The sequence below is a fragment of the Egicoccus sp. AB-alg2 genome (genome assembly GCF_041821065.1).
Lineage (GTDB): Bacteria > Actinomycetota > Nitriliruptoria > Nitriliruptorales > Nitriliruptoraceae > Egicoccus.
Genome location: NZ_JBGUAX010000006.1, coordinates 220,862 through 236,834 on the forward strand (window position 1 = coordinate 220,862; position 15,973 = coordinate 236,834).

Annotated in this window: 14 protein-coding genes; 3 read left to right on the forward strand and 11 right to left on the reverse strand. The window is 72.7% G+C overall.

Annotation, left to right across the window (positions count from 1 at the left end):
- Positions 1-139 precede the first annotated feature (139 nt).
- Complete coding sequence (nrdR, locus tag ACERM0_RS13305; protein ID WP_373679094.1) at positions 140-616, forward strand: transcriptional regulator NrdR; 477 nt, start codon at positions 140-142, stop codon at positions 614-616.
- 4 nt (positions 617-620) lie between these two features.
- Here the strand turns inward: nrdR and ACERM0_RS13310 are convergent, their stop codons facing one another.
- Positions 621-1,391: a hypothetical protein gene (locus tag ACERM0_RS13310; protein ID WP_373679095.1), complete on the reverse strand. Its 771-nt coding sequence runs from the start codon at positions 1,389-1,391 to the stop codon at positions 621-623.
- A gap of 70 nt (positions 1,392-1,461) precedes the next feature.
- The gene (locus tag ACERM0_RS13315) at positions 1,462-1,794 is read right to left on the reverse strand and encodes a hypothetical protein (protein WP_373679096.1); all 333 of its coding nucleotides are present in this window, start codon (positions 1,792-1,794) and stop codon (positions 1,462-1,464) included.
- A gap of 191 nt (positions 1,795-1,985) precedes the next feature.
- Here ACERM0_RS13315 and lexA point away from each other — a divergent pair, with 191 nt between their 5' ends.
- On the forward strand, positions 1,986-2,762 hold the full coding sequence (lexA, locus tag ACERM0_RS13320) for a transcriptional repressor LexA (protein WP_373679097.1): 777 nt from the start codon (positions 1,986-1,988) through the stop codon (positions 2,760-2,762).
- Between the two features lie 18 nt (positions 2,763-2,780).
- Here the strand turns inward: lexA and ACERM0_RS13325 are convergent, their stop codons facing one another.
- The 3 genes from ACERM0_RS13325 to dapF all read right to left on the reverse strand — a co-directional run bounded on the left by ACERM0_RS13325 (position 2,781) and on the right by dapF (position 6,900).
- Positions 2,781-4,370 (reverse strand): diguanylate cyclase domain-containing protein, encoded by a 1,590-nt coding sequence (locus tag ACERM0_RS13325; RefSeq protein WP_373679098.1) that lies wholly within the window; start codon positions 4,368-4,370, stop codon positions 2,781-2,783.
- Between the two features lie 11 nt (positions 4,371-4,381).
- Positions 4,382-5,872: a GTPase HflX gene (gene hflX / locus ACERM0_RS13330; protein ID WP_373679099.1), complete on the reverse strand. Its 1,491-nt coding sequence runs from the start codon at positions 5,870-5,872 to the stop codon at positions 4,382-4,384.
- Positions 5,873-5,955: 83 nt separating this feature from the next.
- The gene (gene dapF, locus ACERM0_RS13335; RefSeq protein WP_373679100.1) at positions 5,956-6,900 is read right to left on the reverse strand and encodes a diaminopimelate epimerase; all 945 of its coding nucleotides are present in this window, start codon (positions 6,898-6,900) and stop codon (positions 5,956-5,958) included.
- Positions 6,901-7,041: 141 nt separating this feature from the next.
- On the opposite strand from dapF, the gene ACERM0_RS13340 reads away from it, so the two are divergent.
- Positions 7,042-9,669, forward strand: coding sequence for a penicillin acylase family protein (locus tag ACERM0_RS13340; protein ID WP_373679101.1), 2,628 nt, complete (start codon positions 7,042-7,044; stop codon positions 9,667-9,669).
- 72 nt (positions 9,670-9,741) lie between these two features.
- Here the strand turns inward: ACERM0_RS13340 and ACERM0_RS13345 are convergent, their stop codons facing one another.
- From ACERM0_RS13345 to ACERM0_RS13370, 6 genes are all read right to left on the reverse strand, one after another.
- Positions 9,742-10,617: a maleylpyruvate isomerase N-terminal domain-containing protein gene (locus ACERM0_RS13345; protein ID WP_373679102.1), complete on the reverse strand. Its 876-nt coding sequence runs from the start codon at positions 10,615-10,617 to the stop codon at positions 9,742-9,744.
- Between the two features lie 184 nt (positions 10,618-10,801).
- Positions 10,802-11,422, reverse strand: coding sequence for a TetR/AcrR family transcriptional regulator (locus tag ACERM0_RS13350; RefSeq protein WP_373679103.1), 621 nt, complete (start codon positions 11,420-11,422; stop codon positions 10,802-10,804).
- A 37-nt stretch (positions 11,423-11,459) separates the two neighbouring features.
- Positions 11,460-12,413 (reverse strand): DMT family transporter, encoded by a 954-nt coding sequence (locus tag ACERM0_RS13355; protein WP_373679104.1) that lies wholly within the window; start codon positions 12,411-12,413, stop codon positions 11,460-11,462.
- Entirely contained in the window at positions 12,410-13,381 is a 972-nt protein-coding gene (locus ACERM0_RS13360; protein ID WP_373679105.1) for a C-terminal binding protein, read from the reverse strand. Before ACERM0_RS13360 ends, ACERM0_RS13355 begins: the two co-directional genes overlap by 4 nt.
- Positions 13,381-14,796, reverse strand: coding sequence for an aldehyde dehydrogenase family protein (locus ACERM0_RS13365; protein ID WP_373679106.1), 1,416 nt, complete (start codon positions 14,794-14,796; stop codon positions 13,381-13,383). Before ACERM0_RS13365 ends, ACERM0_RS13360 begins: the two co-directional genes overlap by 1 nt.
- On the reverse strand, positions 14,793-15,971 hold the full coding sequence (locus tag ACERM0_RS13370) for a Glu/Leu/Phe/Val dehydrogenase dimerization domain-containing protein (RefSeq protein ID WP_373679107.1): 1,179 nt from the start codon (positions 15,969-15,971) through the stop codon (positions 14,793-14,795). The genes ACERM0_RS13365 and ACERM0_RS13370 overlap by 4 nt, the downstream gene beginning before the upstream one ends.
- Between the last annotated feature and the right edge of the window lie 2 nt (positions 15,972-15,973).

A 15,973-nucleotide genomic window follows, 5' to 3' on the forward strand; every position in this document is an offset into this window, starting at 1 on the left:
TGCCGATCCGCTGCCGCTCCGGTGCCGGACGACTCGCGCCGATCGCATCGGGTGTGCGCCCCGCGCCGCGCGGATGCTCGGACCCGGCGGCGCGAGGCCCTAGCGTCCTGGTGTCCCCCACCGACCGGTGCAGCCTCACGTGCGTTGTCCCGAGTGCGGCCTCGACGACGACAAGGTCGTCGACTCCCGCCCCACCCCCGACGGCGCGGCGATCCGCCGCCGCCGCGAGTGTCGCGCCTGCGGCGTGCGCTTCACCACCTTCGAGCGCGTGGAGCTGCCGGAGCTGCTGGTGCGCAAGCGGTCCGGCGTCGTGACCCCGTTCTCGCGACAGAAGGTGCTCGACGGCATGGCGCGAGCCGCCAAGGGCCGTGTCCCGCAGGAGGACCTCGAGGTCGCGGCCGCCCGGGTCGAGCAGCAGCTGCGGGCCGCCGGCGGTCGCGAGGTCACCTCGGAGCAGGTGGGCCTGAAGGTGCTCGGGCAGCTCCACGAGCTCGACGACGTCGCCTACGTCCGCTTCGCGTCGGTCTACAAGGACTTCCAGGGCCCCGAGGACTTCGAGGAAGCGCTCCTCACCCTCCGCAAGGAGGCCCCGCCCAAGGCCCCCGACCCCGCCTGACGCATCAGGGCAGTCCCACCGGGACGTCCTCGTGGGGCAAGAGGGCGGCGTCCACGACCCGTCGGTCGCCCAGCGGTTCGGGAAGCGGCAGCGTGAGCGTGGTGTCGGGTGCCTGGAGGCAGTCGCCGAGCGTGCGCGGCGGGTGACGGGTCGCGACGAGCAGGCGCACCTCGTCGTCGGTCACGACCTGCTCCAGGACCTCGATCCGCCCGTCCGGCGGCTCGCCGTCCCCGCAGTTGTTGTCGCGCACGAGTAGCCGCAACTCCTCCGACGTCGCGTCCGGCTCCGCGGCCGGATCGATGGCGACGCTCGCCAGCCACAGGTCCGGCCGCAGCTGCACCCGCGGGTTGCAGGTCGTGTGGGAGACGACCTTCCAGTCGAGGGCTGCGGCCGGCTCCGCGCCGTCGATCGGTTCCACGACGAGCTGGGCGTGGGAGCGGGGCCAGGACTCGACCCGCTCCCGGGTGGTCAGGGCCCGCACGGCGGCGACGCGTGCCGGGCCGACCTCGAGCACGGACCAGCCGGTGGGATGCACGGCGTCCAGGACGACGTCATGGGCGGGATGGTCACGGACGCTGGCCAGGTCGGGTCCGGCTTCGAACTGCTCGGCCGTTCCTTCGACGCCGAGGCAGTCGTAGACCAGGGCGCCGTCGGTGCGGACCGCGTCGACGACACCGCCGTCGGCCAGGTCGGCCGGCACGCCCGGCCCGCCGCCGGCGCAGCCGACCGCCAGGCCCGCCATGACCGCTCCCAGCATCGGCAGCGCCACCCGCACGACCACCCCTTCGTCGACGCCCGGCGCGGCAGGCTAGAGAGCGCGGTGGACGAGATGCGAGCCCGCGGGGTCAGCGGGCCGGGAGCAGGACGACGGTCCAGGCGTCGACCTCGGAGGAACCGAAGCCGTTGAGCTGGCGCAGCTCGTCGAGCTGCCGGCGGGCGTCGACCCCCTCGGGCGCCGTCGCGACGGCGACGTCCCACAGCGTCTCGCCCGGCTGGACCACCACGTGACCGGCGACCTTGTCGGCCAGCTCCGCCTCGGCGCCGACGCGCCCGATGGCGACCGTGAGCAGGAAGGCGACCAGCACGAGGCCGAGCACCGCGACGGCGCGGCGGCGCCACAGGACCGCGGCCGAGGGGCGGCGGGTGGCAGTGGTGGCCGGCAGGGCGATGGTGCTCATCGTGGGCTCCTCGGGTCGTAGGGCCGGGTCGGGGCCGGGGTCGTGCGTCGGGCGGTCGTCGGCGGCCGGTGCGTGCCGTTGGTGGGGAACGCTACGGGCGGGGTGTGACACCGACCCCGACGCGATCGAACGCCTGTTCGTCTGCGAGTGAAGCGAACGCACGTTCGGAGGTCAAGGGGAAACCCGAACGGATGTTCGCATCCGACGCGTCCTCGTGTTACGGTCCCGTCCGTCCGAACGCCCGTTCGTACGCAAGGGGTCCGCCCCCCTGCCACGTCGCGGCGCACGGGCGCCGACGCCGCAAGGAGCCCAGGGTGAGCGAGCAGCCGAACGACGTGAGCGACCTGACCTCGCGCCAGCGGGCGATCCTCGAGGTCATCCATGCCCACGTCGACGCACACGGCTATCCGCCCTCGGTGCGGGAGATCGGGGACGCCGTCGGGCTGAAATCCACGTCGTCGGTCCACGCCCAGCTGGAGACGCTGGAGACCAAGGGCTACCTGCGCCGCGACCCGACCAAGCCGCGGGCGCTGGAGCTCGGGCGTGATCCGATGACGTCGCTGGAGATGCGTCCGGCGTCGTCGCGCAACGTCCCGCTCGTCGGTGACATCGCCGCCGGTGGCCCGATCCTGGCCGAGGAGCAGGTCGACGCGGTCTACGCCCTGCCGAAGGAGCTGGTCGGCGAGGGCCAGTTGTTCATGCTGCGGGTGCGCGGCGAGTCGATGATCGAGGCGGGCGTCCTCGATGGCGACTTCGTGGTCGTGCGCGAGCAGCCGTCGGTCGAGCAGGGCGAGATGTGTGCCGCGCTGATCGACGGCGAGGCGACGGTGAAGTTCTTCCGCCGCACCCGCGCGGGCGAGGTGTTCCTCGACCCGGCCAACGAGGCCTTCGATCCCATCCCCGTGGTGCCCGGTCAGGACGCCCGCATCATGGGCAAGGTCGTCACCGTGATGCGGTCCGTTCGCTGAGACGAGTTTCCGACCCGCTCACACCGCGTCGGACGGGTCGTCGCCGGCGGCCAGTTGGGTCAGCGCGAGCAGCAGGCCCTCGTGGGGCGCCAGGGGCTCGGTGAAGGCGTCGGCGCAGATCTCCACCAGCCAACCCACGCCGTGGCGGGTGACGCCGGTTCCGAGGATCGCGACGTAGCCGTTGGCGGCGAGGAACTCGCGTTCGCTCGGGTCACCGTCCTCGAGCGTGGCGAAGAACACCCCGCCGCGCAGCACGGCCGCCGAGGCCGGGTAGGCGTCCAGTGGGTAGCGGTCACCGGGGGTGACCGGCACCGCACCGGGTCCGACGTCCCCGCGGCGCAGGTACTCGCCGGCACGGATGACCAGGTCGACGCCGTCGCTGTTGGACAGCCACCACGACGCCGCACCGAGCGCGTTGGCGGCACTGGAGGCCAGGGCGGCCAACCGGGACTCGACCCCGCCCTCGGCCGCCTGCACGGCCGTCAGCACCTCGCGGGCCAGCTCCCGGCCGGCGGCGCGCGCAGCGCTGGCGAGCTGGTGGCGGCCACCACCGGCCGCGACGCCGGTCGTGCGCCCGGCCCGGGCGGCCCGGACCTCGCGCTTCTCGCGGTACTGCATCGCGTCGGCCAGGCGCAGCAGCGCCCGTCCGGCCGCGGCCGGGGTCGGCGCGCCGCCGGGCCGGCCGTGCACCAGTGCGTAGCCGCAGGACAGCCCGCCGCCCAGCGGCAGCGCCCGCGTGGCGGCCATCAGCCGGTCGGTGATCTCGCGGATCTCGTCCTCCTCCACCCCCTCGAGCACGAGGCAGAACTCGTCACCACCCATCCGCGCCGCCAGGCCGCCGGGATGGCGTGCGACCTCGCGGGTGAGCACCTCGGCGACGTCGCGCAGCAATCGGTCGCCCTCGGCGTGGCCGCGATGGTCGTTGACGTCCTTGAGGCCGTTGACGTCGCCGAGGACCACCCCGACCGGCCGAGCCAGCTGCTCGCCGGCGAACACCTCCTCGAGGCGCTCGTCGACGGCACGCCGGTTGGCGAGGCCGGTCAACCGATCGCGGTAGGCCAGTTCGTGCAGCACGGCGCGGTCCTGCAGGTGCCGTAGCGCGGCCCCGACCAGTCCGACCAGCGTCTGGCAGATGACGAGATCGAGCTCGCCGAAGGGCGACCGGCCGTGCGCGCGCGTGACGTAGAGCTCGCCCCACACCTCGGCGCCGACGAACACCGGCGAGGACAGCGCCGCGTACTTGCCCAGCGCCACCAGCAGGTCCCGGTCGACCTGCGGCAGATCCGCGTCGTCGACGGTGCCGTGCCAGGCGCGCCCCTGCAGCAGCACGGTGACGAGCTGCCGGTAGCCGTCCAGCCGGTAGGTCTCGTCCTGCGGGCGCGGCTCCTCCCAGTCGGCCAGCTTGCCGTGGTTGCGCAGCACCCGCGTGAGCCCCTCGGCGCGGTCGAAGCGCGAGAGCGCCACGCTGTCCGCGTCGAGGCAACGCAGCGCCACCTCGACGGTGAGGTCGTAGACCTCGTCCTCGTGCTCGCTCCGACCGAGGCGTCGGCCGGCCAGCGCCAGCAACCGGAGGCGCGCGGCGACGGCGGCGGTGTCGCCCGCGACCATGAACTCGTCGGTCAGGTCCCCGTCTCCCGCTCCCAGTCCTCCGGCGGCTCGGCGAACACGTCGATGTCGAGGTACGGCCGCAGCGTGCGTGCGACCTCCTCGTCGACATCGGCAACCAGTTCGGTGCCCTTGACGCCGTGGGCCTCCTTGACGACCTGCCCGCTGCGGTGCGCCAGCGCCACGAGGTCCTGCCGCGCGTACGGGATGTGCGCGGAGATCCGCAGTCGCTGGCCGGGGATGCGCAGCCGGATCCGCTCGACGAGCTCGTCGATCCCGGCGCCGGTGTGGGCGGAGACCAACACCGGGTCCGCGTTGAGCTCGACCTGGACCCGCCGCGCCAGTGCCTCCACCGTCGCCGGGTCGGCGCGGTCGATCTTGTTGAGCACCAGCTGCTCGGGCACGCGGTCGGCGCCGATCTCCTCCAGCACCTCGTGGACCGCGACGACGTGGGCCTCGGCCTCCGGGTGCGACGCGTCGACGACGTGCAGCAGCAGGTCGGCACTGGCCGACTCCTCCAGCGTCGACTTGAAGGCCTCCACCAGCCCGTGCGGCAGCTTGCGCACGAATCCGACGGTGTCGGTCAGCACGATGTCGCGCCCGTCCTCCAGCGGCAGCCGGCGCACGGTCGGATCGAGCGTGGCGAACAGCCGGTTCTCCACCAGCACGCTGGCGCCGGTCACCCGGTTCAGCAGCGACGACTTGCCGGCGTTGGTGTAGCCGACCAGCGCCGCCACCTGGACCCGGTTGCGTTCGCGTTCGGTGGCCTTGGTCTCGCGGATGCGGGCGTAGTCCTTCAGGTCGCGGCGCAGCTTGGCGATGCGACGCATGATCCGCCGCCGGTCGACCTCCAGCTGCGTCTCACCGGGACCGCGGCCACCGATACCGGCACCGCCGGCGGTGCGCCCACCGGCCTGCCGGGACAGCGCCGTACCCCACCCACGCAGGCGCGGCAGCAGGTAGTTGAGCTGTGCCAGCTCGACCTGGGCCTTGCCCTCGCGCGAAGTGGCGTGCTGGGCGAAGATGTCGAGGATCACGATGGTGCGGTCGAGCACCTTCTGCTTGATCCGCTCCTCCAGCGTGCGCTGCTGCGCTGGGGAGAGCTCGTCGTCGAACACGACCGCGTCGGCGCCGTGCGCGGCGACCAGCTCGCGCAGCTCGGCGACCTTGCCGCCGCCGATGTAGGTGGCGGCCTGCGGCGTGTCGAGCCGCTGCACGACACGCTCGACGACCTCGGCGCCGGCGGTGTCCAGCAGGGCCTCGAGTTCGTCGAGGGAGGCGTCGACGTCCGCGGAGGTGCGTCCGGGCAGCTGCACGCCGACGATCACGGCCGCCTCGACGCGCCGGATGATGTCGACGCCCTCGCGAGGGGCGCCCTCCTCGATGACGTCGCGGCGGCGGCGGCGTTCCTCGGCGCGCGAGAGCTGCTCGGCGGTCAGCGTGGTGCCGTCGCCGAGCAGCAGGTCGTCGGGGCGCGGTTCGTCGGCGAGCGAGAACCCGTCCACGCGGTCCTCGAGGGATGCGTCGGTGTCCGAGGGCCGGTCGGGACGCGGGTCGTCGCCGGGGCGGGGGGTGGTGTCGTCGGAACTCAGGGTGCGGTCTCCAGCAGGCCCGCCTGCGCGTCGCGCAGCCAGGCGTCGTCGATCGTGCCGTGCCCGACCTCCACGGCCGGGCCGGTCATCATCACGGATTCTCCAGGGTGCCACCTGACCCTGAGGGTGCCGCCCGGTAGTTCGACCGCGACCTCGCGGTCGACCTGCCCGAGCCGCTGCAGGGCCACCACGGTCGCGCAGGCGCCGGTGCCGCAGGCGGCGGTCTCCCCCACGCCACGTTCCCACACCCGCAGGCGGACGTGGTCGCGGGCGACGACCTGGGCGAACTCCACGTTGGTCTTGGCCGGGAAGGCGGCGTGGGTCTCCACCTGCGGACCGAGCGTGGTGACCGGCGCCGCGGCGACGTCGTCCACCAGCGTGACAGCGTGCGGGTTGCCCATGGACACCACGGAGACGTCGAGGTGGTGGCCGTCGACGTCGACCTGGTGCACGAGCCGGTCGCCGGCCGGCGCGGCGCCGGCGGTTCCGGCGGCTGCGGTTCCGGCGGTTGCCGCGAGGTCGAACGGGACCTCCGTGGGCGTCAGCACGGGTGGGCCCATGTCGACCTCCACCTCGGCGACCGTGCCGTCGGGGTGGCGGGCGACGATGCGCACCGGCTTCGGGCCCGAGCGGGTGGCGACGACCACCGTGCCGTCCTCGCGCGGACGGGCCAGGCCGCGGTCGACCGCGTGCTTGGCGGTGACGCGGACGCCGTTGCCGCACATCTCCACGATCGAGCCGTCGGCGTTGCGGTAGTCCATGAACACGTCGCCGTCGGCCGGGTCGGCGACCGCGCCGATCCGGATCACCCCGTCCGCGCCGATGCCGCGACGGCGGTCGCACAGGGCCCGCACGAGGTGTGCAGGCACGTCGAGGCGGTCCTCGGGGTCGGCGAGGACGACGAAGTCGTTGGCGGTGCCGTGGGCCTTGGTGAAGTCCATCGCGCCAAGGGTACGCGCACGTTCTGGCCGGCACGAGGGTTCGTCCACGGCCGCGCTGCTTGACTCCCGCGCGCCGCCGGCCGGTGGCGCCGCGCCGGCGGCGTCCGTGTGGCGTCGTACCGGCGGCGCTGGAGGTCGGTGGTGCGTTGGGTGAAGCGGATCGCGCTGGGGGTGGCGGCCCTGGTCGTGCTGGTGCTGATCGTCGGGGCGGCCGGTGGCACGGTGATGGTCACCCGGTCGCTGCCCGACCAGGACGGTGACCTCGCGGTCGCGGGGCTCGACGCACCGGTCGAGGTGCACCGCGACGCCTACGGCGTGCCGACGATCGTGGCCGCGACCAGCGCGGACCTGTTCCGCGCACAGGGCTACGTGCACGCCCAGGACCGCTTCTGGGAGATGGACTTCCGCCGGCACGTCACCGCCGGTCGCGTGTCGGAGCTGTTCGGCTCGTCGCAGTTGGACACCGACCGGTTCGTGCGCACGCTCGGCTGGCGGCGGGTCGCGGAGCAGGAACTGGACCTGCTCGAGCCCGAGACGCTGGCGATCCTCGAGGCGTATGCCGAGGGTGTCAACGCCTGGATCGACGACAAGCGCGGCAGCGCGTTGTCGCTCGAGCACGGGCTGCTGCCGGTGGCCGGCGCGCGCGGCTACGCCCCCGAGCCGTGGACGCCGGCCGACTCGGTCGCCTGGCTGAAGGCGATGGCGTGGGACCTGCGCTCGAACCTCGAGGACGAGCTGCTGCGCGGCCGGCTGCAGACGGTCGACCTCGGCCCGGGACGGGACTGGACCGAACTGTTCCCGCCCTACCCCTACCACCGCAACGAGACCATCCTCGCCGAGGAGGACCTGGCCGCTGCCGACGACTGGCTCGCGACCACGGCCGGGGCGGACGCGGAGGACGGCGATGCCGCCGGGACGAGCGACGAGGGCGAGGACGCGGCCGCCGACGACGGTGACGCGGGCGAAGACGATGCCGCAGCCGCCGACGGGGCGTCGCTCGACGCCGCCCTGGATCGGGCCCAGCAGGCCCTGCTGGCGGCACCGCAGCTGCTCGGCGACGGCACCGGTGACGGGATCGGGTCCAACTCCTGGGTCGTCGGCCCGGAGCGGTCCGCCACCGGGGGCGCGCTGCTGGCCAACGACCCCCACCTCGGACCCTCGCAACCCTCGCTCTGGTACCAGGTCGGGCTGCGCTGCGCCGAGGTGACCGACGACTGCCCGTGGCACGCGGCCGGGTTCTCGTTCTCCGGTGTGCCCGGCGTGGTGATCGGCCAGAACGACCGCATCGCATGGGGGTTCACCAACCTCGGCCCGGACGTCGCCGACCTGTACGTCGAACAGCTCGACGGCGAGCGCTACCGCACCGAGGACGGCTGGGCGGACCTGCAGATCCGGACGGAGACCATCGGCGTGGCGGGCGGCGAGGACGTCGAGGTGACGATCCGGGTCACCCGGCACGGGCCGCTGTTCTCCGACGTGTCCGGCGGCGGCGAGGAGATCGCGGCCGGCCCGCAGGGCGCCGGCGCCCCGGACGCGGACGCCGATGCGACGTATGCCGTGGCGTTGCGTTGGACCGCCCTGGAGCCGGTCGACACGATGGACGCCGTCCCGGCCTTCATGCGCGCCCGCGACTGGGACGAGTTCCGGGCCGCCGCGGCGAAGTTCCAGGTCCCGAGCCAGAACCTGGTCTACGTCGACGTCGACGGCCACATCGGCTACCAGGCGCCGGGACGGATCCCCGTGCGCACCACCGGTGACGGCACCGTGCCCGTACCGGGCTGGACCGGCGAGCACGACTGGGAGCGCTACCTCGACTTCGAGGAGCTGCCGTTCACCTTCGACCCGCCGTCGGGCGCGATCATCACCGCCAACCAGGCCGTGCTCCCCGAGGACGCCGAGCCGTTCCTCACCGTCGATCCCGACCCGGGTTACCGCGGTCGCCGCATCAACGAGCTGCTGGCGGATCGGACCGGGTTGACGCTGGACGACCTGCTGGCCGTGCAACTGGACAACCACAACGCCAACGCCGAGTTCCTGGTCCCATACCTCCTCGACGTCGAGGTGGACGCGGACACCCGACCGACGCAGGACGTGCTGCGCGACTGGGACCTGCAGGACGACGCCGACAGCGCCGGCGGCGCGATCTTCAACGCGACGTGGCGACACCTGCTCGCGCACACCTTCCACGACGAGCTGCCGGAGTGGGCCCACCCGGCGGGCGGCTCACGCTGGTGGGAGGTCGTGCGCGGCCTGGTCGAGGAGCCCGACTCACCGTGGTGGGACGACGTCACCACCGACACGGTGGAGACCCGCGACGACGTGCTGGCGGCGGCGCTGGCCGACGCCCACGCCGAGGTGGTGGAGCGCTTCGGCGCCGATCCCGACGGGTGGCGGTGGGGCGCGATGCACACGCTGCTGCTGCGCCACCAGACCTTCGGCGACTCCGGCATCGCCCCGGTCGAGCGGCTGTTCAACCGCGGGCCGCTGGAGACCGCCGGTGGCGTGTCGATCGTGAACGCCACCGGCTGGAACGCCGCCGAGGGTTACGAGGTGAACTGGGTCCCGTCGATGCGCTACTTCGTCGACGCGGGCGATCTGGACGCCGGCCGGTGGATCCACCTGACGGGCCAGTCCGGGCGGCCGTTCTCGCCGCACTACCTCGACCAGGCCGAGGCGTGGCGCGACGGCGGCACGATCCCGTTGCCGTTCTCCGCTGCGGCCGTCGAGGCCGCGGCCGAGCGCACCCTGACCCTCACCCCCACCGACTGACGCGCACCTCGTTGCGTCCTTCCACGCCCGCCTGCTGAATCGATACAGCGCAGGAAGCAACCGCACCCGAGGTCAGGCGTCGGGCACGATGGCGGCGCGCAGGTCGAGGACCGCGTCGGTCAAGGCCGGGTCGCCCTGGACGCGGCTGGCCGCACGGACCTCGTGCGCGTCGGCCATGCGCACGGCCCGGCGCCACAGCAGCGAGGCGGGGATCACCACGACGGCAGCGACGTCCGCGCCGCCCGGGTCGCCCGCCTCGCCCGCGTCGTCGATCGAAGCGTGTGCCAGCCGCCAGCCGTCCGCGGCCGCCGTGGCGGACCAGCCCCGCATCAGCGGGCCGGTCACGTGCAGGAGCACCCGGGTGCCCGCCGGGCGCGGCGGCAGCGCAGGTGGCAGCGCGTGCACGAACGTGTCGAGCACCGGCGCCAGCCAGGACGGACCGTCGAGGCCCGGGCGGGCGACCGCGGCGCGGATCTGCTGCTGGTGGACCCAGCGCTCGGTGAACTCGCGGGCGACGTCGAGCCAGTTCGGGTGCGGACCGGCACCGGCCCAGGCGACCGTGCCGTCCGGCGCGTCGGGCGGCAGGCTGCGCAGGTGCTCCTCGGCGGACGGGCTCACGGCGGTTAGCAGCTCACGTGCGAGCCGCGGCGACACGACGGCGGCCAGTGTCGCGACGAACTGCTCGTTGAGCGCATCGAGGCCGGCGACGAGCTGCTCGAAACCGGTGGCGTCGATCCAACCACCGGTGTGACCGTCGCGTGCGGCAGACAGCCGGCGCAGGTCGTCGTGCAGCAGATGCAGCACCAGCGCGTGCACGTCCCAGCCCGGGCACACGGTCGGGCGACGCCACGCCGCCGCGTCCAGGTCGGCCAGGAGCGCCAGCAGTGCGCCGCGCTCCGGGCCGAGCCGGTCACCGACGACGACGGGAGGTAGCAGCATGCTCGTCATGCGAGCGACGCTACTCCCCTACCGGCGGGTCGGGCGTCCAGGCGGCGAGCACCTCGGCCGGCGGGGTCGGGACACACCTGGGGTCGGCACGGAACCAGCTCCGCTGGCGCTTGGCGTAGCTCCACGTCCGCTTCGCGATCGCGGCCGCGAGGCGCTCTCAACCTCATGTGTGCACGGCGCCGTACTAGGTGAGCGACTCGAGTGTGGGGACAGGGACGAGCACAACGCAGCTCAGCACGAGTTCGGCAACCTCGTGCACCTGCCGGAGACCCAGATTCTTGGACCTGAGCAGAAGTTGGATCGCGAGGCCGTCGACGAGACCGATCATGGCGTTGGCAAGCATCACGGGGTCACCGGGGCGCATCGTTCCATCGGCCTGACCCTCGGCGATGATGTCGAGCACCTTGCTGCGCCAAGCTCCGTAGACCACGTCGTTCAGCTCACGCAAGTCCGGATCGTGCAACGCCTCGACCCAGAGCTCCGCCCAGACACGCCAGGCACGGATCGTCACGTCGGAGTCCGGGAGATAGGAAGCGATGAGTCGCCGCAGACGTGTGACGGGGTCGTCGTCGGACTCGAGGATGGGACGCCTGCGCTCCAACGAGTCTCGGAAGTTGTGCTCGAAGGCTGCCTGGACGAGCTCGCGCTTGGTCGGGAAGTAGTAGTGCACGGTGCCACTGCTGCAGCCGACGCGGCGAGCGACGTCGGTGACCCGCAGCGTGCGGAATCCGACGTTCGCCGCCACCTCGCAGGTGGCGCGCAAGATCTGCTCGCGCCGCTCCGCTTCTACGCTCGGCCGTGCCATCGAGCCCGCCTCTCCCGCGATCGTCGCTGCCGGCCCGTCATGACTCTAGCGGTGGGTGTTGCGCCGACGGATCGGCCATCGGCCCGTCATGGCGGTCGGCCGGTGGCCCCACCCCGTCCGTCGTCGCCGTGGGCCGAGCCACGGCGAGGTGGATCCCCGCGAACACCAGCGCACCCCCGATCAGGATCCTGGCGGTCAAGGCCTCACCGAAGAGACCGATCGAGATCACGGCGGCCCACACGGGCTCGCTGGCCATCACGATGGCTGCCCTGGCCGCCGGTACCCGTGCCTGCGCCCACGTCTGGGCGAGCATCGAGACGGCGCCCGCACCGAGGGCGAGGAACAGCACCTGCCCCCATGCAGCAGAGGTGGGCGGCATTGCCATGCCGTCGGCCAGAGAGAGCATGCTCGTCACGACCGCCAGGGAGATCAGCTGGAGCGTCGCGAGAGCGGATGCGTTGCGCGGCGTCGCCCAGATGCCGAGGACGGCGATGTGAATCGCGTAGATCGCGGCGCTGAGGACACACAGGGCTTCCCCGAGTCCCAGCGAGAACCCCCGCAGTGACAGCACGGCCAGACCCAGTGTCGCGACGGCCGCCGCGGCCTTGGTCGAGGCAGTCAGGGGCCGGCGTTGCCACCTCGCCACGAGCACCGGGGTGAAGACCACGTACAGGCCCGTCAGGAAGCCGGAGACGGAGGCCGGCGCGAGCGTGATGCCGATGTGTTGGGGTACCTGCGCGGTCGCGTAGATCGCTCCGAGTACGAGCCCACGCACCACCGTGCGGCGGTCGAGCCCGCGCAACACGCCGGGGCGGACCGCGACGACGGCGGCCGCGGCGATGAGGAAGCGCCAAGCGAGGTAGTCGTCGACGGTCATCGAGAGCATCAGTTGCTTGGACACGGGAAACGACGCGCCCCACAGGACGGTGACCAGCAGGAGCGCCACCGTGGGCGCGGCAGCGCGGTTGGCGGTGGTCGTACGGCCGCTCACGTCGGCGTTTTCCCCGGATGCGAGACCTCGTCGACCCAGCGCAGAACCTGTTGCGCCTGGGCGCGGACGGCGGCGGCCGCCGACTCGCGCGACAGGTAGGCGACGTGCGGCGTCACGATCGTCCGAGGATGCTTCAGCAGCGGGTCGTCGGCCGCTGGCGGTTCATGCCGTAGGACGTCGAGTGCTGCGGCGTCGACCAGCCCCCGATCGAGCGCCTCGAGAAGTGCCGTCTCGTCCACGACTCCGCCGCGCGCCACGTTGATCAGCACCGTCCCCGGCTTCATCACCGCGAACTGCTCGGAGCCAATCAGGCCGGCGGTCTCCTCGGTCAACGGGAGATGCAGGCTCACGATGTCGGCCCGGCCGAGCAGTGCCGCGAGCGCCGTGGCGCGTTCCACGCCGCTCGGCCAGGCTCGTGCGTCCAGGGCCGGGTCGAAACCAACGACGTCTCCGACGAGGTGGCGGGCGCGGTCGGCGACGGCGCGTCCGATGCGTCCGAGGCCCACCACGCCCCAGGTCAGCAGCGATGGCCGCCGCAGCACCTCGGTCGAGGGTTCCCAGCGGCCGACCATGGTCGCCCGGTCGAAGAAGACGACCCCCCGGACGGCGGCCAGTGCGAGTGCCACGGTGTGGGTGGCGACCTCTTCGGTGGCGACGTCGGGGAGGTGGCCGACGTGCACACCGCGCGCCGCCGCGGCGCGAGTGTCGACCATGTCGGTGCCGACCGACCTCGTGGCGACGCCACGCAGACGCGGCAGGCACGCCAGCAGTTCCGGTCCGACGCGGCTGTATCCGACCAGCAGGAAGTCGGCGTCGGTGTTCGCGGCGATGCGCCGGGTGTCGGCAGTCGACAGGACGCGCACTTGCAGGCCGGCGGAGCGAAGCAGGCTGACCCCGGGCGCGACGTCCTCCTCCGGGGAGACGTCGGTGTAGACCGCCACCGTGCGCTTGGGAGTGGCCGCGACCATCAAGTCTGGATCGCCTGGAGCTCGGTGTACTCCTCGAGGCCGGCCAGGCCGAGTTCCCGTCCGGTGCCGGATGCCCCGAAGCCGCCGAAGGGGGCCGCAAGGTTGAATTCGGCACCGTTGACGTCGACCTGTCCCGTGCGCAATCGGCGGGCGACCGCCAGCCCTTGGGCCTCCGTGGCGGCCCACACGGCACCGCCGAGTCCGTAGGGGCTGGCGTTGGCTGATGCGATGGCATCTTCCTGCCCGTGATGCGGCAGCAAGGTCAGAACCGGCCCGAAGACCTCCTCACGGGCGATTTCGGTGGTTGCATCCACGTCGGCGACGACGACCGGTTCGGTGAAGTACCCGACGGCGGGCAGAGCGCGGTCAGCGCGGATGATGCGCGCACCGACGGCCGATGCTCGGTCGACGAGGTCGTGAACTCGGCGACGTTGCTCGGCCGAGATGAGCGGCCCGAGGTCGGTGCGAACGTCCCGCGGGTCTCCGACGACGAGAGCGGCCATGTCCCGGCCGGCGAGGCTGACCGCCTCCTCGTAGCGGCTGGCGGGGACGAGCAGTCGAGTCCAAGCGCTGCAGGTCTGACCGCTGTTGAGGGTTGCCGAGTCGACGGTGGCCCGGACGGCGGTCTCGAGCGGCGCTCCGTCCAGCACGATGCTGGCCGATTTCCCGCCCAGCTCCAGTCCGACGCGCTTGCAGCGGAGCGCCGCGAGGCTCGCGACCTGACGTCCGACCGCGGTGGACCCCGTGAAACTGATCAGCGCCACGAGGGGGTGCCGAACCAGCGCGTCACCCGTCTCGGCACCGGAGCCAGGTACGAGATTCACGACACCTGGTGGTAGCGCCGCGTCGACCGCGGCGTCGACGAGCAGGTAGGCCGTCAGGGGTGCCAGCTCGGCTGGCTTGATCACCACCGGGCACCCGGCAAGCAGGGCCGGCGCCAGCTTCACGACGAGTTGGTAGAGGGGGTAGTTCCAGGGCGTGATACACGCGGCGACGCCGGCGGGCTGGCGGACCACGCGCGAGTTGCCGATGGTGTACTCGAACCAACCGGGATCCACCTGTTCGGCATACCAGCGCAGCACGTCGAGGGCCACGTCGACGTGGGCGTCGCGTGCCGTACGCAGTGGGGCGCCGACCTCGGCGACGATCGTGTCCACCAACTGCTCTCGACGCCGCACCAGCTCGGTGTGCAGCCGGGCGATCGCGCTGGCCCGCTCCTCGGCGGGTGTCTGTCCCCACGAGGCGGCGGCCGATGCTGCCGCGCGCACGGCTGCATCCACCAGCGCTGGGTCACAGTCGGCAGCGGTCCCGATCGGCTGTTCGGTGGCAGGATCCACGACCGCACGTGAGCGGTCGACGTCGACCCAGGCTCCTCCGACGAAGGCGACGGGTCGCTCCCAAAGCGCCCGGGTCACGCCGGTGATCCTGCGTGGTCCGTCAGCAGTCGGACGTTGCGGTCGGCCACGTCCAACGCGGCCTGCCGCAGGGGGATGCCTTGCGCGTCCGCGGTGCTCACGACGGTCTTGAGCAGACGCTGCATCCTCGCGGCGATCTTGGCGAACGACGCCTCGGCGGTCGGCGCGATGTCGCCGTAGACGACCCACCACCACCAGGCGTTCGTCGCCCAGTTGGTGAGGAAATCGGGCAGGACCTCGATCCCGCGCGCCCGGAGGAGTTCTTCCGCCGCTGGCAACGTGGGCATGTTGGCGCCTTCCGCGACGACGGCGGCCCGGACAGCCTCGACATCGGCGACGTCGAGCACGTACGACATCGCGGCTGGAACGACGACGTCGACGTCGAGGGTGTGCCACGACCGGCCGTCCGCCTGCGCCACCTCGCCGACACGCGCACGGTCGATGCAGCCCGAGCCGTCGCGGGCACGCAGCAAGGCCTCGACGTCCAGACCGTCCGCGTCGAGGAGCAGACCCTCGCGGTCGGCGACCCCGATCACACGAAGCCCGGCACGCTGCAGGTAACGGGCGGCGGCACCGCCGATGGATCCGAACCCCTGCACCACCGCGGTGAGTCCTCGCACGTCTCGGCCGCGGAGCTCGGCGTGGGCGATCACGGCCTGGGCCACGCCGTAGCCGCCAACGAGGTCGGCAAGCCCGATGCCCTCGACTTCGACGTCGAAGGCACGGCGAAGGCGGTCCCGGGCCGCGTCCGCGTCATCGAGCGTGGCGAACACCGCCTCGACGGTGGACGGCAGCCCCACCCGTCGAGCGACTCGGTCGAGCGTCTCCTGGCGGACCCCGAAGTCCTCACCGGTGGTCCACTGATGCTCGACGACGGGGCGGATCGCCGTGAGAAAGCGGTACAGGACGTCCTCGAGCAGCGGTGACCCGGGGTCGAGGTCCAGCCCGCCCTTGGCGCCCCCGAGCGGCAGGTACCGATCGGCGGGGTCGTACACGAGGGCTTCCTTGCGGCTCATGCCACGCGCCAGCCCAGCGATCTCCTCGCGCGTGCAGCCTTGGCGCACGCGCAGGCCGCCGCTTGCCAGCCCGCGGACGAGGCGGTCGACGACGACGTAGCCGGGGGTGCCGGTGACGGGGTCGTGCCAGGTGATCTCGTAGAGCGGTGGCGTGTCCACGG

Coding starts and splice junctions, on each gene's coding strand:
- ACERM0_RS13315 (WP_373679096.1), bottom strand. CDS start 1,794: ATGAGCACCATCGCCCTGCCGGCCACCACTGCCACCCGCCGCCCCTCG.
- lexA (WP_373679097.1), top strand. CDS start 1,986: ATGTTCGCATCCGACGCGTCCTCGTGTTACGGTCCCGTCCGTCCGAAC.
- ACERM0_RS13325 (WP_373679098.1), bottom strand. CDS start 4,370: ATGGTCGCGGGCGACACCGCCGCCGTCGCCGCGCGCCTCCGGTTGCTG.
- dapF (WP_373679100.1), bottom strand. CDS start 6,900: ATGGACTTCACCAAGGCCCACGGCACCGCCAACGACTTCGTCGTCCTC.
- ACERM0_RS13345 (WP_373679102.1), bottom strand. CDS start 10,617: ATGACGAGCATGCTGCTACCTCCCGTCGTCGTCGGTGACCGGCTCGGC.
- ACERM0_RS13350 (WP_373679103.1), bottom strand. CDS start 11,422: ATGGCACGGCCGAGCGTAGAAGCGGAGCGGCGCGAGCAGATCTTGCGC.
- ACERM0_RS13360 (WP_373679105.1), bottom strand. CDS start 13,381: ATGGTCGCGGCCACTCCCAAGCGCACGGTGGCGGTCTACACCGACGTC.